Consider the following 19,786-nt stretch of genomic DNA (forward strand, 5'->3'; position numbering starts at 1 on the left):
ATAAAAAAACCAGCAGAAACAATGGCAAGAAAAATAATCCAAACCGCCTCAAAAATAGCTTTTCTATATGCCCTTTCTTTTGGCTGTGCGTATAGCTATGACAGCATTGATGAGGCCCTCAAAAATGGTGTTTCCAAAGGAGATGTTATCTTTTATGGCGACTATCAAGGCTTGGCTAAAGGGCAAGCAACAAGTATCGGCAAAAACCTTGCAACTTACAGCTATCTAGGCAACACGGGCTATCTTTTGGGGAGTGTGGGGCTAAGCTATACATCAGGATTTTACAAAAATATCCGTGCGGCGGTGGGCTTTCGGGCTGCAACGCCGTTTTATAACGCACACAAAAATCTCAGGATACCTAGTGTCCCAAATATCAGAAATGGCGGGGTTGGCGATGCGACCAAAGATTTTTTCAATCATAATCAAGCCGCACTTGCCGAATCTTTTTTTGAATATTTTGATGGGGATACCAACATCAAAGCCGGGAGATTTATCATCCCAAACGAATGGATCAACACAATGAGTGATGGGATTTGGATACGCAATCGTTCGATTGAAAACCTGATGTTTGAGGGGTTTTGGGTCAATGATGTTGGGCGTATCGCCTACTACCAGATGAGTGGATTTGACAAAATCAATCCCTATTCAAACTTTGGACTCCTCAATCTCGCCATCAAATACTACATCGCCGAAACATTCACTATCAAGGCTTACACATTTTTCACACCCAAAATCTTCACCGCCTTTGGAGCAAAAATAGATGGGAAGCTCAACATTTCAAGCTTTTTTATCGGGGCAAATGTCGGCTATGCCTATAGTATCGAGGGAAACGAGCGCTATAGTGGCTATGCCCACAATGGCGCTGTTTTGGATGCCAAAGCCTTTTTTGGGATGAAATTTTTTGAAATCGCTGCGGGCTATATCCATACCAGCAAAGATTCTGGATGGGGCAATATCGGGATAATGGGCGATAGTATTGATCCATTTTTTGTATGGGGGGGCAAAGCGATCAAAACACAAAAAAACGGGAATCTTATCTATGCCTCCATCAGTGCAAATGTCGAAAGGTTTAAATTCTCTCTGACCTATGGGAGTACCTCTTATGGGCAATCTTTGAGACAAAATGAAATTAATTTTTCTACAGAAATCGGCTTCACGCACAACGTATGGGGGATTCTCAATATCCTCAACACCCATAAAGACGCCATCAATATCCCCACCACTACCCAAATCAACGGCGGGATTCGTTTATCTTTCTGACAGATATAATAGGAATTAATCTTGCTTGGCTATAATTTTGCAAAAACGCAAAGATAAATCATATGCAAGAAGACAATCATAAAACGCCTGCCCCAAAAATGCAACAAGAAATCATAGTCGCCCTTGTCGGGCAGCCCAATGTAGGCAAGAGTTCGCTTATTAATAGTATCAGTGGCGCTCATCTCAAAGTAGGCAATTTCACCGGTGTAACCGTCGAAAAAGCGCAAGCCTCACTTTTTTACAATGGCACGAAAATCACGATTATCGATTTGCCCGGGACATATTCACTGAGTGATTTTACCCTCGAAGAAAAAGTTACCAAAGATTTCTTAGAAAATGCCTCTTATGACATCATCTTAAATGTCGTTGATGCGACCAATCTCGAACGCAACCTCGCCCTCACCACGCAAGTGCTAGAATGCAACAAAAAAACGCTTGTCGCCTTGAATATGTGGGATGAAGCCCAAAAAGAGCAAATTATCATCGATGAAAACCAGCTTTCAGAAATCTTAGGGGTGCGCTGTATCCCCACATCAGCGAGCAAACAGCTCAATACAAACCTCTTGCTTGAATCCATCATCGCGATTTACCAAGCAGATTTCAAAGCCCCAAAAAGGATTTATGCCGATTTTATCGAAACCCAAATCCAAGCACTCACGCACCATCTCGCCCAAAAGGCATACCCTGAAATCACAGCCTTTTTGACACAGCACAAAAATAAAGAACCCCTTTCGCTCCGCCAAGTCGCTGTGATGTTGCTATCCCAGCAAGCCTCCATTTATGCCTACTTGCACGACAAACCTTGTTGGTTGGAACTCTCTGGTGTGCTGAATGCCAGCCTCCAATCCCTCTATCAATCTAGCGGGGAAAATAACATCCAAAATATATTTGCCCAAGACGCCCTTGCATTTGGCAAAGGCGCTGCGCACGAAGTCATTGCACATCCGAAAAAATCCTTGCATTACACCCAAAAAATCGATTCGATTTTATTAGACAAATATTTTGGATTGCCGATTTTTTTGCTCTTTATGTTTATACTTTTTTACCTAAGCTTTATCATCGGAGGGACGTTGCAGACCTATGCTGAAGATGGTATCAGCTGGTTTGGCGACTGGGTAAAATCGAGCATACCTAATGAGGATTTTGCCTCCCTTGTTGGCGATGGTATCATCGGGGGCGTGGGAGCTGTGATTTCGTTTTTGCCTTTGATTGTTATTTTGTATTTTGGTATTTCGCTTTTGGAAGCCACAGGCTATATGTCGCGGGTGGCGTTTTTGCTTGATGGGATTTTTCACAAATTTGGGCTTCACGGCAAAAGCTTCATCCCCCTTGTTACGGGATTTGGTTGCAGTGTGCCTGCCTATATGGCAACCCGCACATTGCAAAACAAAAACGAACGCCTCATTACCTTGTTTATCATCGGGTTTATGAGTTGCAGTGCGCGGTTGCCAATCTATGTGCTTTTTATCGGGGCTTTTTTCCCTGACAAATACGCAGGAATCGTGCTATTTGCTATCTATATATTGGGTTCTTTGGTAGCGCTTTTGATGGCAAAATTTCTCAAACTCAGCATTTTCAAAGGCAAAAACGAACCTTTCGTGATGGAAATGCCCAAATACCGCTTGCCGAGCTGGAGAATTATCTGGTTTAGTATCTATACAAAATCACTAATGTATCTCAAAAAAGCCGGCACATTTATCCTTTTGGGTTCGATGTTGGTGTGGTTTGCGTCCCAATACCCCAAAAACCCCGCACTAGAAAGCCAATACCACGACAAAATGACTGCTGTGCAAAACAACCATAAAATCCCTCAAATCCAAAAAGAAGCCCAGATTGCCGATCTAAAAAACGAACTTGAAGAACTGCTTTTGCAACAAAGCTATGCAGGAGATATTGGGATATTTTTGAAACCAATTTTTGCACCGATGAATTTTGATTGGAGGCTTTCGATTTCGCTTGTAACAGGATTTGCAGCAAAAGAAGTGGTGGTTTCTACGCTTGGGGTGCTTTATTCATTAGGGGATAGCCAAGATGAAACCTCTCAAAGCTTCCGAGAGGTTTTGAGAAAAAACGTCGGCGTGCCCTCTGCGATCGCTTTTATTGTTTTTATTATGTTTTATATCCCCTGTTTTGCAGCGACGATAACCTTTGGGCGCGAAGCTGGCGGGATAAAATTTGTCTTTTATCTTTTCGCATTCACAAGCATTGTGGCTTATATTTTTTCCCTGATGGGTTTTTATGCGACAAAATACCTGATGATTTGGCTTGCTTAGATTCGCAAAATACGCAAACATTGGCGGGTGCTAGGCTTGGTTTTGCTTGACAAAAACAGCGGGGTTTGAGTATAATTTCACCTTTCAAGTATTTTGTCGGGGCGTAGCGCAGTCTGGTTAGCGCACTTGGTTTGGGACCAAGGGGTCGAAGGTTCGAATCCTTTCGCCCCGACCATTTTCTGGCTTGAATGATTCTTTTTATGGTGGGTGTAGCTCAGTTGGTTAGAGCATCAGGTTGTGGCTCTGAGGGTCGTGGGTTCGAGCCCCATCACCCACCCCATAAATATTTTTATTCCGATCAATTTTTGCGTTCGTAGCTCAATTGGATAGAGCACCAGACTTCGGATCTGGGGGTTAGGGGTTCGACTCCCTTCGGGCGTACCACTTTGAGTAAGATTTTGCTTGAATGAAATTTTGCCTGATTAAAAATTCTGCGCTCGTAGCTCAGTTGGATAGAGCAACAGCCTTCTAAGCCGTAGGCCGCAGGTTCGAATCCTGCCGGGCGCACCAGCTTCGATAACATACAAATTCTATCAACGTCCTAATTTTAGATTGTTTTAAGAATGCCAAAGATACACAAGCCCGTATTATCGTATTGAATAATTTGCAGTAAAAGCGTGCGGTTTGACCTATTTTTCGGCGAGATGGCGAGAGAATCGAACTCCCCAGCGCCTAGACACCTAAGCACTCATTGGGTTTGAAGCCCAAGGCACGCACCAGCTATGCTTGCCACCCATTCAACAAAACTTAAAACCACTTTCATTATAATTGGTTTTGTTTTAAAATCGCTTAAAGGATGGAATTTGAGAGAACAATTATGCCAGCTCCCAAAAATTGATAAAATCCTCAAAGAGCCCTGTTTCAAAGCCAAAAATCCCTCACTTCTCAAACAAATCGCCCAAGAACAAATCCATCTTTTACGTCAAAAATTGCTCACAAACCTGCCATTGCCACCTTATGAAGACATCCTCACAGCCATAGAAACAGCCTATGAAAATCTCCTTACACCCAGTCTCAAGCCCATTATCAACGCCACCGGGGTTATCATCCAGACCAATCTGGGCAGAAGCGTCTTCTCGCCGAAATTACTTGATGGGATTTTCCCGCTATTGTGCGAATATAACAATCTTGAATACGACCTCCAAATGGGGCAACGAAGCGAAAGATACGAGCATATCAAGCAATCTATCTGCGCGCTTTTGGGGTGTGAAGACGCCCTTATTGTCAATAACAACGCCAGTGCGGTGCTACTCATCGCCAACACATTTGCCAAAAACAAAGAAATCATCATCTCACGGGGCGAATTAGTCGAAATCGGCGGGAGTTTCCGTATCCCTGAAGTCATCGTTTCTGCAGGAGGGATTTTAAAAGAAGTCGGCACAACCAACAAAACACATCTCAAAGACTACCAAAACGCCATCAGCTCGGATTCAGCGATGATAATGAAAGTCCATCAAAGCAATTTCAAACAAATCGGATTCACAAAAGAAGTCTTATTTGAAGATTTAAGCGCCTTAGCCAAAAAGCACGAACTGGTTGATTACTACGATGTTGGGAGTGGTTTCATCGCCCCATTTGCGGGCATTGATGAGCCATCATTGCAAGAAATCGCCTCCAAAAACCCCAGTTTGGTGAGTTTTAGCGGGGATAAGCTTTTAGGTGGCCCGCAAGCAGGCATTATCTTTGGCAAAAAGCACCTCATCGACCAACTCAAAAAAAACCATCTCTTGCGTGCCTTGCGTGTGGATAAATTTAGCATTTTTGCCCTTAGTGCCATCTTTCGGGCGTATTTGGAAAATGACGTCGAATCCATCCCTACACTCCAAATGATACGCCAGTCTGAAGAAGAACTCTTAGCAAAAGCAAAACAACTCGCCGAACTCCTCTCGCCCCTGCCAAATCTCTGCTGTGAAATCATCGCTTTGAGTTCAAAGGCAGGCGGTGGGGCATTGAGCGCACAAGAATTTCCCTCTTATGGGGTTGCTTTAACTATCCCGCCTATCAAACCCCAAATTCTCCATACAAAAATGCGCCTAAAAGGCTTGGTTGGCAGGATTCAAAACAATAAAATTATCCTAGATACCCGCTGCCTCCAACCCCATCATTTTAAGCAAATCCAAGATATTTTTGCAGAAATCATTGATGAGGAAAATAATGCAAAATCCCCGATAAAGAATGCTTGATGGAAAATGACATTATCATCGGGCTAGGCGGGCATATCGACCACGGCAAAACCAGCCTAATCAAAGCCCTCAATGGCTTTGATGGGGACAATGCCCCCGAAGAAAAAGAGCGAGGTATCACGCTAGATATGAGTTTTTCTCATCTTAGTCTCCACCCTAACCCATCCCAGCCAAACCAAACCAAAAACATCGCATTCATCGATGTCCCCGGACACGAAAAACTCATCAAAAATATGATTGCAGGGTCTTTTGGTATCGATGTTTTGTTGCTTGTAGTAAGTGCGAGCGAGGGGATAATGCCCCAAACCATCGAACATCTCCAGATTGCTGATATTCTTGGCGTCAAGCTTGGGATTTGCGTCATCACCAAAATCGATCTCCTAGTCGATATGCCCGAGAGCGAACGCACACAAAAATGCCAAGATCTCAAAAAACAAATCCAAGCCCAATTTGACAAACTCCGCTCTCTCAAACTCGGTAAAATTTTGGAATTTAGCACCCATATCCAAGCCACAAAAACCCAACTCATAAACACACTGAGCGAGATTTCAAAACCACCCAAACAGCCTGCCTCATTTTTTCGTTGCTATATTGATAGAGCTTTTAGCCTCAAAGGTGCCGGGACGATTGTTACAGGGACAATGCTAAGTGGCAAGCTTTCCAAAAACGAATCAGTGGTTATCTGTGAGCTTCAAACACAAGCACTTATCAAAAATATCTCCCATCACAATAATTTCATCGATGAAGCCACCCCGGGCCAACGTATCGCTTTGAATCTCAAAACCATCCCATCAACGGCATTAAAAAGAGGGTTTTTACTTAGCAAAAAAGGCTGTATTAGGGGATTTGACACGATTGATGTCGTGATTTATCCCCTGATACCAATGCCCTGGCACAATCTGGAGGTGCAATTTTTTATCGGATCTAAAAAATGCAATGCAAAAATTTTCTCACTAGAACCCTCAATGCAAGATGACAAGCCCTATTTGTTAGCGACCCTCAAAACCGATGAAAAAATCTTTGGTATTTTCGGCGAAAAATTTATCCTCAGACATAGCGATAAAACCATCGGTGGGGGCGAAATCCTCAACCCAATCACGGAGATGATGAAGAAAAAACAAAAATACATCTACTGCAATTTTTTGCTCCAAAAAGACTTCAAACAAGCCTTTTGGCAATGTGCGTGCGTGCATAAAAAAGGCTTTGGGCTTATCAGCTCAGCCCAACGCTTCAACCTCACGCACCAAGACGCCCTCAAAATCGCACAAGAAATCCCTGAAATTTTTCTTGATAGCAAAAATCTTGTCATCTATCACCCCCAAACGTTCCAAGACCTCAAAAACGATATTTTGCAAACATTTGCCAAAAACAAAAACGCCCTATTATCGCCTGTGAGCGTGCAACAAAAAATCAAATGGGCGAGCAGTGATTTCATTTTTAAAGCGCTTGAAGTTTTGGCAGAAGATGGCTTTATTTATCAAAAAGAGGGGCTTTATCTATCCAAACAAAATAATATCAAAAATATCGCTGAATACCTCCAAGACACGCTGTATCAGACCATTCTTGCCCAAAACTTTGCCCCGCTTGCCCCTTATGATATTTATGATAATCTCCACATCGACCCCAAAAGTGGTGATAATGCCCTAAAATCGCTTTGTAGTGCCAAAAAAATCATCCGATTGCAACATAATCTTTTTATCGCCCAAAGTGCGCTCAAAAATCTCCATCTCCAAATGCGTTCCTTGATAAGCCAGCACGGCTATATCGACATCGCACTTCTAAAAACAAGGCTTGGCTTGAGTAGAAAATATCTCATTGCCTATTTAGATAGCCTCGATTGGTTTGAAGATATTCAGAATACTCAAGGCAAGCGGACGTTTAAATACGCAAACACCCAAAAATAGGGGTTTAATTCTTATTTTTGATTTTGCAATAATGGGTCATCGCCATAAGCATTCGGACCAGAAGTCCCTTTCTGTGCGGTAAATACTAGCAAAACAATCTGACCAATAATTGGGATAGCACCTATAAGAATCCACCGTCCAGACAGAAACAATAAAATTAGTGTTCCTATCATAGGAATAAACCCAAGCAACATCCACAGACCAGAGCGATCCGTATCGTGCAAACGGCGTATAGTAACCAAAATATTAACAAAAAGAAAAAGAAATACGAATGAATAAAAAACATAAATTACATACAAAATCCAGATCGAAAGAAAAATCAATACTATTACCGAAATAATAAAATTATAATAATATTTACTACACCCCGTACATTCCCCTGTAAAAGCAAAAGCAGTAGCGACTACAAGAACCCAAGAAAAGTAAAAAAGAATCGAACAAATAATAAAATTGATGGTTTGGAAGAGCTGAAAAATCCAATATTCTTTACGGCAAGCACGACCACGTTTTGTAATGTTTTTACACGCTTGAAAAAACCAATACATCACACTTATCCTTTTATGTATCTCACACAAAAAGCATTGATGGAAAAACCCGCCACCAATGCCAATAATGATAATTTGAATCTAATCCTTATCCCCTGCTAATGGATCATCGCCATAAGCATTCGAACCAGAAGTCCCTTTCTGTGCGGTAAATACCAACAAAACAATCGGACCAATAATTGGGATAGCGCCTATAAGAATCCACCATCCAGAACGTTGGGTATCGTGCAAACGACGGATCATTACACCCAATAATGGCAACAATGTCCCAAGTGTCCAAGCAAGCGAAATCAAAGAAAAAATCATCGAAAGAGGCGTAATAGTCTTGGCAAGGATTTGAAGCACTGCCGCCACTACAGCATAAAAAAGAAAAAATATCCAAAATTCTTTGCGACGCGCACGTCCAGAAAACACAGCATATTGTTTTAATACACGTAAAAACCAATACATAATAATGTCCTTTTTGAAAAAATATTTGAACGCACATAATAATATATTTTAAATTTAAAATCAATAGTTTTTTATCTATAATATTTTTTATATACTAAATATAGCCTATTTATTGGATTCATATTCAAAAAAATATCTATTTATAACCAAAAAATTTTCTTATTTAAATATATAATATATTTATAATTTTACAAAATACCTATTTCTTTTTGATGGGGGAGAGGCATAGTTCAAAATACCAACGGGATAAAACACAAATAAAAAGCCAAAGAATATGATTTTTAAAAAAAGTAGTAAAAAAGCTATGGCGGAGAGAGAGGGATTCGAACCCTCGAAGGCTTGCACCTTACACGCGTTCCAGGCGTGCTCCTTCAACCACTCGGACATCTCCCCGCATATCATAATAGAATGCAACAAAATAAAAGCCCCGATTATAGCGTATCTATTCTAAAACCTGTCTAAAAATAACCCCATCAATGCCCATTTTTGCCAATTCTTCAATCTCGCTATCATCTTCAATCACATAGAGAATCTTTGAATCCATCAAATAGGTCTCGGCGATTTTTTGATAAACTTCAGGCGATTTTTCCAAGATAATATAAACGGGTTTCAAAGCAGCATAAATCACAAAATCCTTAATATTATCGACTTTTATCGCGTATTTTACGCCATTTTCAACGCAATGATGCGACAAAACATAGCCCACATCATCGCTAGATTCAAACCATACCATCAAATGACTTTGCACCAAAGGCACAGCCTCAAGCCCTCTAATCTTTTGAAACTTTGGGGACGCAATCCCGTGATGACCTATGATAATCATTGCGCAGTCTTGTGATTGAGGCATTTTGGCGAACAAAAATATTCCCCATTATATAAAATTGCCTCTTTAAAAGCTACATAAGTCCCACATTCACGACACGCTACCATCAGCTCTTCATCGTGTTTTTTTGGGGGCTTAGAAGAAATCTTTCTGAAGAAAAAAAACCATATCACCCCGCCGATTAAGACCAATAAAATCAAGAATTTCATCGCATTTCCTTTTGTGTTTCTTGCCGATAAAAATAAACCCTACTCCCCCGAACAACACGTTCATCTGGCTCACAAGCAATCTCTTGGACTAAATTAGACCCTTTATAAAACAAATAATACCCATTTTTATTCAAAAATCTTTTACCCCGATCAATCAAATCACAACTCCCCATCACCGCCCGAGAGGTTATCAAATCCACGCCTGTTGCCATTTCTCCTTGCGCCCCTGCTTCTACCTTTTCTTGCACGCCATTTTTGGGGAGCTTGAGATCTTCAATCAAACATTTTTGGACCACAACACCATCGAGTCCCATCGCAACGCTGGCATATTGCAAAAAAGCAGCTCGTTTTGCCCGTGGCTCTACCAAGACAAATCGAAGCGTTGGTTTGCAGATTGCCAAAACAAGACCCGGGAATCCCGCCCCGCTACCAATATCAAGGCAAGATCGAAATGGATGGATAAATTTGAGCGGGTAGATAGAGTCAAAAATATTTTCAACCACCATAGACAAATCTTTCACGCCACTGAGATTATGGGTTTGATTCCATTCAAGCAATAAATGCGCATAGATTTCCAAACGCTCTTTTGCCTTAGCATCCAAAGCAAAATCATCAAACGTTTGCATTATAGATTCTCTCATAAAATCTTGCCTCATAAAATCAACATCCCATCCCCATAAGAATAAAACCGATAAGATTTCTCAATCGCAATATTATAAAGTTCGTGGCATTTCTTTAGCCCTATCATCGAGCTTACAAGCATTAATAAGCTCGATTTTGGCAAATGAAAATTTGTCAAAAGATGGTGAGTGCAAAGCACAGGATTGCCCGGGTGTAAAAAAATATCGCATTCTGCACACAAAGGCTTTTTTTTATCCACATCTTGAAGACGTTTATAGTATTCCACGCTCCTAAGCGCTGTCGTCCCCACGCACAAGATCGCAGAAGCCTTATCGATCGCTTCCATCGCAACAGGAGAGATCAAGAGGCTTTCTGTGTGCATTCTATGGTTACGAATATCTGCAGTCTCTATGCCCGCAAATGTCCCCGCACCCACGTGGAGTGTGAGGAAGCAATGCGAAAAATCCTTTTGCAAACGCTCCATACTAAAAGATGAAAAATGTAGCGATGCCGTCGGGGCAGCGATCGCCCCATAATGCTTGGCAAACACGCTTTGATATTCCATCAAATCGAGTGCTTCATCCGCACGCTTGATATAAGGCGGGATCGGCATATGCCCGAGTGCTTCAAACATAGCGAGCGTGTTTGTGAAATCCAATTGCTTATTGCCTCTAAAAAACGCTACCTCTCGATACGTGCCTTCTGCAATCGCCTCCACAACGCATTCATAGCCATTTTGTAAAATGATTTTACTCCCAGTTTTTACCCTGCCTTTTATCTGAACCAAATACCTATCATCGCCCCTTTCATCTGTTATTTTGCGATGAAACAAAATCTCGACATTCCCGCCACTCTCTTTATGCCCATAAATTCGGGCTTTGATGACTTTGGTATCATTGAAGACAATCAAAGCCTCTGGGGGGATAAAATCAAAAATATGAAAAAAATCGCTGTGGGTAATGCTATCTTTTTGCCTATCATAAACCAAAAGCTTCGCACTTTCTCTTGGACTTGCCGGATAAGTAGCGATGAGTTTTTTTGGCAAAACATAATCATAACTTTCAAGCAAAAATTCATTTTCCATACAAGCGGGATTATGCCTTTTCTTGAGATTCTTCTTCGGATTCATCATCAATCCCCTTATCAATTTTGGGAGCGGGATTGACGATTTTGGCAATCAAAATCGAGAGGGCATAAAGCCCAATCAAAGGCAATGCCATAAAGACTTGAGAAATCACATCAGGGGGCGTGATGATGGCTGCTAGGATGAAAATCACCACGATGGCATATTTGAAATAACTTTTGAGTGTCGCATCGGTAATCAAGCCGATTTTTGCCAAAAAATACGCCAAAACAGGCAACTCAAAAGCCACGCCAAACCCAATGACCAAGCGGGTAAAAAACGTTACATAACTCGAGGCTGAAATATTTGCTGCAAACATCTCATTGCCAAACATCAAAATGTATTTGATGGTAAAAGGAAATACCACATAATACGCAAATCCCGCCCCTATCACAAACATCAATGTCCCAAAAAACACAAAAGGCAAGACGATCTTTTTTTCGCTTTTATACAAACCGGGGGCAACAAATTGCCACAATTGCCAAAAAATAATCGGGATCGATAATGCAAGGGCGGCAAAAAAACTCACTTTCATCGCAACAATCACGCCCTCTGCAGGCGAAATCTGCACCAACATTCCCTTGACTTGATCGCTATCAAAAGCAACACTCAGCGGGGCTTTTATCCATTCAAAAATATGCGTCCAAAAACTAAAACACACCAAAAAAGCCACTATCAAGGCACCGACAGAAATCATCAATCGTTTGCGAAGGTCTTGAATGTGAGGTTTCAAATCTTCAAACATTGCTTAACTCTCCTCACCTTTGGTATTTGGGGTTTTTGATGTTCTTTTAAACCCCGTGCTTTTGGCAGGCTTTGGGATCATCGTAGGTTTAATGGCAGGTTTGATAGCAGGTTTGATGGCAGGGTTTTTAGACTCGGATTTTGCCGTCTTTGCGGTGGTATTTGAGGCTTGTTCTGAATTTTTGGGATTTTTGGACTTGGTGGTGCGAGTCTTTGAAACTGGTGCTTGCGATGTTGATGGGATAGATTTTGATGAGGCAGATTTTGAGATTTTGAGATTTTGAGATTTTGCTAGCGAAGATTCTTCCATAGCATTTGGGGTGGCTTTGGGCTTCCTGCCTCGCTTTTTGGGCGGGTTTGTTTGGGGTGAAAAATTTTCAGAGCTACCCTGCTCTTGAGAAATACTAGCAGAATCCTCAGTATGCGTATTTGTCGCCTCTTTGTCGCTAAAAATTGTTTCGATTTCTTTGAGCTGGATATCTTTGGTTATCCCATCAATATTGGATTCAAATTGGCTTTTGTATTCTAGGGCTTCTTTTTTGATTTCACTGATTTGGAGTTCTTTATCAAAGGTTTCTTTGGCATCATCGAGGGTTTTTTTGACCGCTTTGAAAAACTTCACGACATCCACCATCGCTTGGGGGAGCTTTTCAGGTCCCAGAAATATAATCGCAACAATCAAAATAACTAAAATCTCAAAAATACCCATACCAAACATCTTCTACACCCTGCACGCGCAATATTTTAATAATTGTATAACAAAAACCCTAAACTTTTACTTTCAAAATCACAAGTTTATCGCCACCATATTAATTCCAAAAAGACTTAAAGGAATAAAAAATGCTTGCACTTCAAGCAATTTTGGATAAAATTTCAAGAAGTTCCAAACAAGATAACATTCATAGGGCAAACAAATGCAAAAGGTCGATAAATGCAAAAGGTTAAGAAATGATAGATATAAAAATTTTACTTGGCGACTTTGAATTTGTCAGCAAAAAGCTCCAAAGCAGGAAAATAGAACCCGCATTCCTTGCAGAACTCAAACAAATCGCTACTGCCTACAAATCAACAAAACAAAATCTCGAGCAACTCCAAGCGAGCCAAAATAAAAACTCCAAACTTTTTGGCACATATAAAAGAGCGGGGCAAAACGATGATACGATAGCAAACCTCAAAAAAGAGCTGGAAGCAACCAAAGCCCTCATCGCCTCAAGCGAAGAAGAAGTTAGCCATCTTGAAGCCAAATTGAATGAGATTTTATTGCGCCTGCCTAATCTACCCGATGACGCCACACCCCTTGGCGATGATGAAACTGCCAATATTGAGCTCAAAAAAATCCTCACTCCTAAGGCTTTTGCTTTCAAGCCAAAAGAACATTGGGAATTAGCGCAGATGAATGGCTGGATTGATTTTGAAGCTGGCGTAAAGCTGGCTAAAAGCCGTTTTTCTGTCCTGCGAGGGATGGGGGCAAAGCTCAATCGGGCGTTGATTGATTTTATGCTTGATTACAACCAAAAAGCCGGCTTTGAGATGGTCGTTACCCCGGTGATTGTGAATAAAGAAATGCTTTTAGGCACGGGCCAACTCCCAAAATTTGAAGAAGATATGTTTAAAATCAGCGGGGATTTTGAAGAAATCGAGCCAAAAAATGGCGAGAAACCAAAAGGACACGAACTCTATCTTATCTCAACCTCAGAAATCACGCTTACCAATCTCTATAACGACACCATCATCCCCGCTAGCTCGCTGCCTATTATGCTTACTGCGCAAACGCCTTGTTTTCGCAAAGAAGCTGGCAGTGCGGGCAAAGATACACGCGGGATGATCCGCCAACACCAATTTGACAAAGTCGAACTTGTCGCCATCACCCACCCGAGCGAAAGCCAAAAAATGCAAGAAAAAATGATCGCAACTGCTAGCGGTATTTTGTGCGAACTCGGCTTGCCCCATCGATTAGTCCAGCTCTGTAGCGGGGATTTGGGCTTTAGTGCGAGCAATACGATAGATATTGAAGTGTGGCTACCCGGGCAAAACTGCTACCGAGAGATCAGCTCTGTCTCTAATACGAGAGATTTTCAAGCCAGAAGGGCAAAAATCCGCTTCAAAGAAGACAAAAAAAATGCCCTAGTCCATACGCTCAATGGCTCTGCTTTGGCAGTAGGTAGGACACTCATTGCCATAATGGAAAATTACCAAACCCAAGATGGGGAGATACACATCCCCGCTGTGTTACAAAAATATCTTTAATTGAGGTCGTATGCCAAACGTTCAAGCCCCTAGCCCCGATGAGAATATCAACTCTATCACAGAAACCGGCACCCCCAAACCTACCCCGACTTCTCTGATAGACAAACTCAAATCAAAACTAAAAGGCTTTTTTGATGTTAAAAAAATATTTTTTTCCATTATTGGTATTGTGATTATCTTGATACTCATTATCATCGGGCTAACTATCCTCTCAGTCTCTGCTTCAAATCCCTCATCAAAAAATCCAAAAACCCAAGAAGTCCCCCCAAAAAACCATCAATCAAACCCCCAATCAAACCAACGTGAAATCCCTATCCCAGAAATCCCAAAACTTGAAACAAAAATCCCAGAAATCGATAGCAAAAGCCTTGATGACCTCATCAAAAAAGCCAATCTCCTTTATAATGGTGGGGAAAAAACCGAAGCCCTCCATCTTTTTAATAATATTGCCTCATTTTCCCAATCTATTGCCAGCCACAATCTTGGGGTCATCAAGCTCAAAGAAAAAGACTATGCCAGTGCGATTGCCTCCTTTGACAATGCCATCGCTTCCGGAGATAATATCAGTGTGAGCGCCATCGATGCGATGGTAAGCGCACTCCACCTCAACCACCCCGAAGAAGTCGATCACTATCTCAAACTCACCAACGCCCATCTCCCGGATTCTGCCCACGAGCCATTCTATTCGTATCTTTATGCCTTGACCCAATATTACAATGGCTATTATTTTGAATCCCTATCCCCCCTACTCAATCCCAATTCAGAAAGCTTTCAGAGGCAAAACCATCGTTTAGCTTCCAAAATATTCCTCGCATTTGATGATGATTACAATGCTTTAGCCCATCTCCAAACCATCGCTACGCCCAAAGATTACAAATCTTTGGGTCTTTTGTATGCGAGGGTTGGGGAATATCCCAAAGCAAAAAACTACCTCTACCAATACCTCAAAGTCGATCCAAACGACATCGAATCATCATTAGCCATCCAGATTATCGACTTGAAATTAGGGAATTTTCCTGCAGCAGCAAGTGCGCTTGAACCCATCGCTGATGATAAGGCATTGAGTGAAAAAGCGATGAAAACCTACCCCATCAAAGTTATCTTGAACCCTTCCTTATTTGATGTCAATCTTGCCCAAGAAGAATTTTGGAATCGTAGCTTTGAAATCCAAGAAAAAATGCCCTATAAAACCATCTTTTATTACGCCCCTTTTCGTGTTTTTGACGCCAAAGAAGCCTTAAAGCTCATTCGAGAAGGGGGAATGTTTTCAGATGTCAGAAATATCGAAGAAGCAAAAAGCACGCTCGTGCGTGGGGGGACGATTTCAGCTATCAACAAAAACATCATCAAAGCCCTCATAGAGCTAAACAAAAACAATATCCGCGATGCGCTCTCCTACCTTGTGATTTCTGCAAAATCCAACCCCAATCACGCCGTGCTTCATTATGATATTGGTCTCATCTATGCGCAAATGGGGGATTTTCAAAACGCTTATAAGCATTTTTTAAGGGCCTATCATCTCAATAGTTACGACATCACATCGGGTTTGTTTGCGATTATGGCTGGTAAATTTATCTATCAAGACACCGGTCGTATTTTCCATCAAATCTCCCAAGATTTTGAAAGCATTCCCTTTGATTCAAAAACCCAAAAAAAATTCCTTTCATCATTTATTGGTTATCTCAACGATAACATCAACGATGAGATGGATTGGATCGAGGAGGCTGAAAAAAAATTCCCGATTTATTATGCCCTCAAAGCCGCTTATGGTATCAGGAACAAAGACAAAACAACGCTCTTAAAAGCATTTTCCAAACTCAAAAGCATTTACCCCAGAGATGTCGTTTCAAATATCTTATATGAACTCGCCCACGGCTATGATACCAATCTCAAACAAGTCGCACTCAAACTCCATAATCTCTTCCTTTCTGGCAAACTTGATTTGAGTAGCGTGTATTATGGCCCGGCATTTGCTAGAGAGCTTTATGTTTATATCGGGTTTATTACCGGATCGCTTCAAAATCAAGAAAAGGATTTAGAAGAAAAACTCATCGCCCAAACCGACACCCCCAATGGGATTCTCCAAGCGATGGCATTGACAAATATCTACCAACACAAATTTGAAAAAGCCTATACGATTTATAATACCTTGATTGAAGATCTCGGTGAAGATGACCCCCAGACAAAATTTTTTGCCGCTGTGAGTGCTATCGGGGCAGATCACCCAGAAAATGCGGTCTTATTGCTCCAGCTTGCCAAAATGGATGCGCCCACCAATTATGAAAGTCGCTATGCACTCGGTTTGCTCTACCAAGAAATAGGCAACTTCAAAGCCGCAGCTTCGCATTATAATTACATTTCTGTGGCAAACTTCAAATCGGAATTTTTCGACTTTCAAATCGATACCGATCGGATCAATACCGAGCCAAGCAAGGCAAACCAACCAAAGGCAAGCAAGCAATGAATCCTGAGGCTTTCAAAAATCTCAACGCCTCCCAACTTGAAGCGGTCAAACATATTGATGGGGCGATGTTGATTCTTGCTGGGGCAGGCAGTGGCAAGACCAAAACACTCACCACCCGTCTCGCCTACCTCATTGATGAGGTCGGTATCCCTGCTGGTGCGACTTTGACGCTGACTTTTACCAACAAAGCCGCAAGCGAAATGCGTGAGCGAGCTTTCAAACTCATCGAAAACAACACCAATCACCCCCCGCTACTATGCACGTTTCATAGATTTGGGCTTTTGTTTTTAAAATTCCATATCCACCATCTTGGGCGTGAGAATAATTTTATCGTCATTGATAGTGATGATAAAAAAAAGATCCTCAAAACATTCGACAAAAGCCTCCCTGTTAACACGATTGAATCCCAAATTTCTTGGATGAAAAACGCCCTTATCTCTGTAGAAGACGCCAAAAGTAGTGCAAAAGATAGGCACCAAAGACAAATCGCACAAATCTATGGCGATTATGTAGCGTTTTTGGAAGAAAAAAATATGGTCGATTTTGATGATCTTTTAGCCTTAAGCTATAAGATTTTAGACGCCAATCCCCCTTTGGCTCAAGAGATCAGCAACCGCTACCAATACATTATGGTCGATGAGTATCAAGATACCAATTATCTGCAATACCAGCTCCTCCAAAAACTCTGCACCACCCATCAAAATCTCTGTGTCGTAGGCGATGATGACCAGAGTATCTATGGCTGGCGGGGTGCAGATATTAGTAATATTTTGGAGTTTAAGGACAATTTCAAAGATGTCAAAATCATCAAACTCGAAGAAAACTACCGCTCCAGCACACAAATCCTCAATGTCGCCAATCACCTCATCTCGCACAACACAAAGCGTCTAGGAAAAGAACTCCAAAGTATCAAAGGCGATGGGAAAGAAATCACGCTTTATTACTCCAACGATGAAACCGAAGAAAGCAATAAAATCTCTAACAAAATCAAAAACCTGCTCCAAAATGGCACAAACCCCAACGAAATCGCCATACTTTTTCGGCTCAATGCCCTCTCAAGAAGTATCGAAGAGGGACTCAATCGTGCCAAAATCCCCTACAAACTCATCGGGGCAATGCGTTTTTATGAACGTGCTGAAATCAAAGACATTTTGAGCTATCTGCGATTTATCATCAACCCAAATGATGATTTTTCTCTTTCTCGAATCATCAACAAACCCAAGCGAGGCATTGGCAAAACCACCCAAGAAAAAATCTTTCAAACAGCCCAAGCACTAGGAATCTCGGCATATGAGGCTTTCAAATCAGACCAACTTGGGAGTATTTTGAGTGCAAAAAATCACCAAACCTTAGGGGAGTTTTTTGCAACGATACACGATTTGCAAGATTATCTTGCTATCTCGCCACTAAAATTTCTCGAAGAATTTATCACGAGTATTGACCTCATCGCTAGTGTGGATAATTCCAACGAATCAATTGATCGGGTTTCTAATATCGAAGAATTTTATGGGATGTTTCGGGACTACTTTATCCAATCCCCAATGAACTCGCTGCAAGACTTTCTCAATGATCTTTCCTTAAGCACGGATGCCGATACCAGTAGCGATGGGGTTATTTCGTGTATGAGCGTGCATTCTGCGAAAGGGCTGGAGTTTAAAATCGTTTTTATCACTGGTTTTGAAGAGGGCTTTTTCCCATTGATTCGTGATCAAAGCGATATTGAGGAAGAAAGACGGCTCGGTTATGTTGCCTTTACACGTGCTAAAGATGAGCTTTATATCTCTTATGTGCGATCGCGATTTTACAAAGGTAAGCGAACGGAGCTAGAAAAATCACGCTTCCTCCAAGAAGCCAAGCTATTAACTAACAAAAAAGAAACTTCAGGGGGGCTAGATTTTAAAAACAAAGATTTCAAAAAAGGCGACTTGGTTACACACAAGATATTTGGAACAGGCAGGATAGAGGGCATTGAAGGCAGTGGGCAAAATGCCAAACTCACCATCAATTTTGGCGGGCTACAAAGGGATATTTTGGCTTCTTTTGTCCAAAAAACAGATGGCTAAAAAGATAATGCAAAAGGTGGTGTGAAATGACTAAGATATTTTTGTTATTTTCGCTGTTGTTTGCAACCCTCTTGGCATCGCAAAACACTGCCCTTATCAAAGATACCATCACAAAAGCTTACAGCGAGCATTACAAAGATTATGGCATTGAAATCAGCGATATTGCACTCAATCTACCATCAAACCTATCATCACAAATTTCACCAGACTATCAAATCCAATCCATCGATCTTGATAGCAAATACCTCAACAAAAAAAACGGCACATTGCTTTTGAATGTTTCTTTTAAAAATAGCTTACTCAAAATCCCTGCCACCTACCAAATAAAAGCCTCTATCGTTGTCTATAGAGCAACTACGCCCATCAAAAAATCCCAAAATATCACCGAAGCCAACACCCAAAAAGACCGCGTTTCTCTTGATAAAATCAATCAAGTCCCTATCAAAACATCTCAAATCAATCATATCAGTGCAAAATCCTATATCCCCACCAATGCCATCATCACGCTTGATAAAATCCAAGCAAAAATCCTCATCCACAAAAACGATGCCTTTAGCGCTACCATCAAAGACAAGCAAATCAGCTTAGAAACGACACTCATCGCCAAAGAAAATGGCACAAAAGATCAGATCATCAACGCCATCAACCCCGAAACCCAAAAAATCATCCGTGTCAAAGTAACAGGCGAAGGGAAAGGAGAAGTATTATGAAAATCTTAGAAAACTTTACCCATCCACCCCCTTAGTAGGTCAGATGACAAGGCGTAGCGGGCTGGGTTTAAAGGTGGATAAGGTTTCAAACCTTAGAAATCTATCTCGAACGCACAAGCTTGGCTTGGGTGTGAGATGGTAACTTTAGGAGCGAACACGGGCTTTGC

At 41.5% G+C, this 19,786-nt stretch carries 16 protein-coding genes and 6 tRNA genes; 12 read left to right on the forward strand and 10 right to left on the reverse strand.

Translation table 11 applies throughout. The annotated features are described in order from the left end of the window. Window positions 1-21: 21 nt before the first annotated feature. From BJI48_RS06600 to BJI48_RS06625, 6 genes are all read left to right on the forward strand, one after another. Complete coding sequence (locus BJI48_RS06600; protein ID WP_143428780.1) at window positions 22-1,260, forward strand: Opr family porin; 1,239 nt, start codon at window positions 22-24, stop codon at window positions 1,258-1,260. A 62-nt stretch (window positions 1,261-1,322) separates the two neighbouring features. Beyond that, window positions 1,323-3,533, forward strand: a complete 2,211-nt coding sequence (feoB, locus tag BJI48_RS06605) for a ferrous iron transport protein B (RefSeq protein ID WP_257874430.1) — start codon at window positions 1,323-1,325, stop codon at window positions 3,531-3,533. Window positions 3,534-3,630: 97 nt separating this feature from the next. Beyond that, window positions 3,631-3,708 (forward strand) — tRNA-Pro (locus BJI48_RS06610). Between the two features lie 28 nt (window positions 3,709-3,736). Further along, window positions 3,737-3,813 (forward strand) — tRNA-His (locus tag BJI48_RS06615). Window positions 3,814-3,840: 27 nt separating this feature from the next. Next, window positions 3,841-3,917, forward strand: a tRNA-Arg gene (locus BJI48_RS06620). Window positions 3,918-3,966: 49 nt separating this feature from the next. Then, a tRNA-Arg gene (locus tag BJI48_RS06625) sits at window positions 3,967-4,043 on the forward strand. 130 nt (window positions 4,044-4,173) lie between these two features. Here BJI48_RS06625 and BJI48_RS06630 read toward each other — a convergent pair. After that, a tRNA-Sec gene (locus tag BJI48_RS06630) sits at window positions 4,174-4,268 on the reverse strand. Between the two features lie 68 nt (window positions 4,269-4,336). On the opposite strand from BJI48_RS06630, the gene selA reads away from it, so the two are divergent. Both selA and selB read left to right on the forward strand, forming a co-directional pair. Then, window positions 4,337-5,716 (forward strand): L-seryl-tRNA(Sec) selenium transferase, encoded by a 1,380-nt coding sequence (gene selA, locus BJI48_RS06635; RefSeq protein ID WP_257874431.1) that lies wholly within the window; start codon window positions 4,337-4,339, stop codon window positions 5,714-5,716. Continuing rightward, window positions 5,716-7,620: a selenocysteine-specific translation elongation factor gene (selB, locus tag BJI48_RS06640; protein WP_095333206.1), complete on the forward strand. Its 1,905-nt coding sequence runs from the start codon at window positions 5,716-5,718 to the stop codon at window positions 7,618-7,620. The genes selA and selB overlap by 1 nt, the downstream gene beginning before the upstream one ends. A gap of 11 nt (window positions 7,621-7,631) precedes the next feature. Here the strand turns inward: selB and BJI48_RS06645 are convergent, their stop codons facing one another. The 9 genes from BJI48_RS06645 to tatB all read right to left on the reverse strand — a co-directional run bounded on the left by BJI48_RS06645 (window position 7,632) and on the right by tatB (window position 12,853). Next, window positions 7,632-8,165 (reverse strand): DUF805 domain-containing protein, encoded by a 534-nt coding sequence (locus BJI48_RS06645; protein WP_095333208.1) that lies wholly within the window; start codon window positions 8,163-8,165, stop codon window positions 7,632-7,634. An 81-nt stretch (window positions 8,166-8,246) separates the two neighbouring features. Next, window positions 8,247-8,615 (reverse strand): DUF805 domain-containing protein, encoded by a 369-nt coding sequence (locus BJI48_RS06650; protein WP_095333210.1) that lies wholly within the window; start codon window positions 8,613-8,615, stop codon window positions 8,247-8,249. A gap of 305 nt (window positions 8,616-8,920) precedes the next feature. Beyond that, window positions 8,921-9,008 (reverse strand) — tRNA-Ser (locus BJI48_RS06655). A gap of 49 nt (window positions 9,009-9,057) precedes the next feature. Beyond that, entirely contained in the window at window positions 9,058-9,438 is a 381-nt protein-coding gene (locus BJI48_RS06660) for a hypothetical protein (RefSeq protein ID WP_095333212.1), read from the reverse strand. After that, on the reverse strand, window positions 9,435-9,647 hold the full coding sequence (locus tag BJI48_RS06665; protein WP_095333214.1) for a PP0621 family protein: 213 nt from the start codon (window positions 9,645-9,647) through the stop codon (window positions 9,435-9,437). Before BJI48_RS06665 ends, BJI48_RS06660 begins: the two co-directional genes overlap by 4 nt. Beyond that, window positions 9,644-10,273 carry a 16S rRNA (guanine(527)-N(7))-methyltransferase RsmG gene (gene rsmG, locus BJI48_RS06670; RefSeq protein ID WP_095333341.1) on the reverse strand — a complete coding sequence of 210 codons (630 nt, stop codon included), beginning with the start codon at window positions 10,271-10,273 and terminating at the stop codon, window positions 9,644-9,646. The genes BJI48_RS06665 and rsmG overlap by 4 nt, the downstream gene beginning before the upstream one ends. A 26-nt stretch (window positions 10,274-10,299) precedes the next feature. After that, window positions 10,300-11,352: a tRNA preQ1(34) S-adenosylmethionine ribosyltransferase-isomerase QueA gene (queA, locus tag BJI48_RS06675; RefSeq protein WP_257874433.1), complete on the reverse strand. Its 1,053-nt coding sequence runs from the start codon at window positions 11,350-11,352 to the stop codon at window positions 10,300-10,302. A gap of 10 nt (window positions 11,353-11,362) precedes the next feature. Beyond that, window positions 11,363-12,136 (reverse strand): twin-arginine translocase subunit TatC, encoded by a 774-nt coding sequence (gene tatC, locus BJI48_RS06680; RefSeq protein WP_095333218.1) that lies wholly within the window; start codon window positions 12,134-12,136, stop codon window positions 11,363-11,365. Between the two features lie 3 nt (window positions 12,137-12,139). Beyond that, window positions 12,140-12,853 carry a Sec-independent protein translocase protein TatB gene (tatB, locus tag BJI48_RS06685; RefSeq protein ID WP_095333222.1) on the reverse strand — a complete coding sequence of 238 codons (714 nt, stop codon included), beginning with the start codon at window positions 12,851-12,853 and terminating at the stop codon, window positions 12,140-12,142. A gap of 230 nt (window positions 12,854-13,083) precedes the next feature. Here tatB and serS point away from each other — a divergent pair, with 230 nt between their 5' ends. The 4 genes from serS to flgA are packed head-to-tail and all read left to right on the forward strand — an operon-like array spanning window position 13,084 to window position 19,619. Then, the gene (gene serS / locus BJI48_RS06690; RefSeq protein ID WP_095333226.1) at window positions 13,084-14,382 is read left to right on the forward strand and encodes a serine--tRNA ligase; all 1,299 of its coding nucleotides are present in this window, start codon (window positions 13,084-13,086) and stop codon (window positions 14,380-14,382) included. A gap of 10 nt (window positions 14,383-14,392) precedes the next feature. After that, entirely contained in the window at window positions 14,393-16,846 is a 2,454-nt protein-coding gene (locus BJI48_RS06695; protein WP_095333228.1) for a tetratricopeptide repeat protein, read from the forward strand. Continuing rightward, window positions 16,843-18,909 carry a UvrD-helicase domain-containing protein gene (locus BJI48_RS06700; RefSeq protein ID WP_095333230.1) on the forward strand — a complete coding sequence of 689 codons (2,067 nt, stop codon included), beginning with the start codon at window positions 16,843-16,845 and terminating at the stop codon, window positions 18,907-18,909. The genes BJI48_RS06695 and BJI48_RS06700 overlap by 4 nt, the downstream gene beginning before the upstream one ends. A 26-nt stretch (window positions 18,910-18,935) precedes the next feature. Then, window positions 18,936-19,619: a flagellar basal body P-ring formation chaperone FlgA gene (gene flgA, locus BJI48_RS06705; RefSeq protein WP_095333232.1), complete on the forward strand. Its 684-nt coding sequence runs from the start codon at window positions 18,936-18,938 to the stop codon at window positions 19,617-19,619. Window positions 19,620-19,786 lie beyond the last annotated feature (167 nt).

Source organism: Helicobacter sp. 11S02596-1 (genome assembly GCF_002272825.1).
GTDB lineage: Bacteria > Campylobacterota > Campylobacteria > Campylobacterales > Helicobacteraceae > Helicobacter_J.

Coding starts and splice junctions, on each gene's coding strand:
- BJI48_RS06660 (WP_095333212.1), bottom strand. CDS start 9,438: ATGATTATCATAGGTCATCACGGGATTGCGTCCCCAAAGTTTCAAAAG.
- feoB (WP_257874430.1), top strand. CDS start 1,323: ATGCAAGAAGACAATCATAAAACGCCTGCCCCAAAAATGCAACAAGAA.
- BJI48_RS06700 (WP_095333230.1), top strand. CDS start 16,843: ATGAATCCTGAGGCTTTCAAAAATCTCAACGCCTCCCAACTTGAAGCG.
- BJI48_RS06645 (WP_095333208.1), bottom strand. CDS start 8,165: ATGTATTGGTTTTTTCAAGCGTGTAAAAACATTACAAAACGTGGTCGT.
- tatB (WP_095333222.1), bottom strand. CDS start 12,853: ATGTTTGGTATGGGTATTTTTGAGATTTTAGTTATTTTGATTGTTGCG.
- rsmG (WP_095333341.1), bottom strand. CDS start 10,273: ATGCAAACGTTTGATGATTTTGCTTTGGATGCTAAGGCAAAAGAGCGT.
- BJI48_RS06665 (WP_095333214.1), bottom strand. CDS start 9,647: ATGAAATTCTTGATTTTATTGGTCTTAATCGGCGGGGTGATATGGTTT.
- BJI48_RS06600 (WP_143428780.1), top strand. CDS start 22: ATGGCAAGAAAAATAATCCAAACCGCCTCAAAAATAGCTTTTCTATAT.
- serS (WP_095333226.1), top strand. CDS start 13,084: ATGATAGATATAAAAATTTTACTTGGCGACTTTGAATTTGTCAGCAAA.
- BJI48_RS06695 (WP_095333228.1), top strand. CDS start 14,393: ATGCCAAACGTTCAAGCCCCTAGCCCCGATGAGAATATCAACTCTATC.
- queA (WP_257874433.1), bottom strand. CDS start 11,352: ATGGAAAATGAATTTTTGCTTGAAAGTTATGATTATGTTTTGCCAAAA.
- selB (WP_095333206.1), top strand. CDS start 5,716: ATGGAAAATGACATTATCATCGGGCTAGGCGGGCATATCGACCACGGC.
- flgA (WP_095333232.1), top strand. CDS start 18,936: ATGACTAAGATATTTTTGTTATTTTCGCTGTTGTTTGCAACCCTCTTG.
- BJI48_RS06650 (WP_095333210.1), bottom strand. CDS start 8,615: ATGTATTGGTTTTTACGTGTATTAAAACAATATGCTGTGTTTTCTGGA.
- tatC (WP_095333218.1), bottom strand. CDS start 12,136: ATGTTTGAAGATTTGAAACCTCACATTCAAGACCTTCGCAAACGATTG.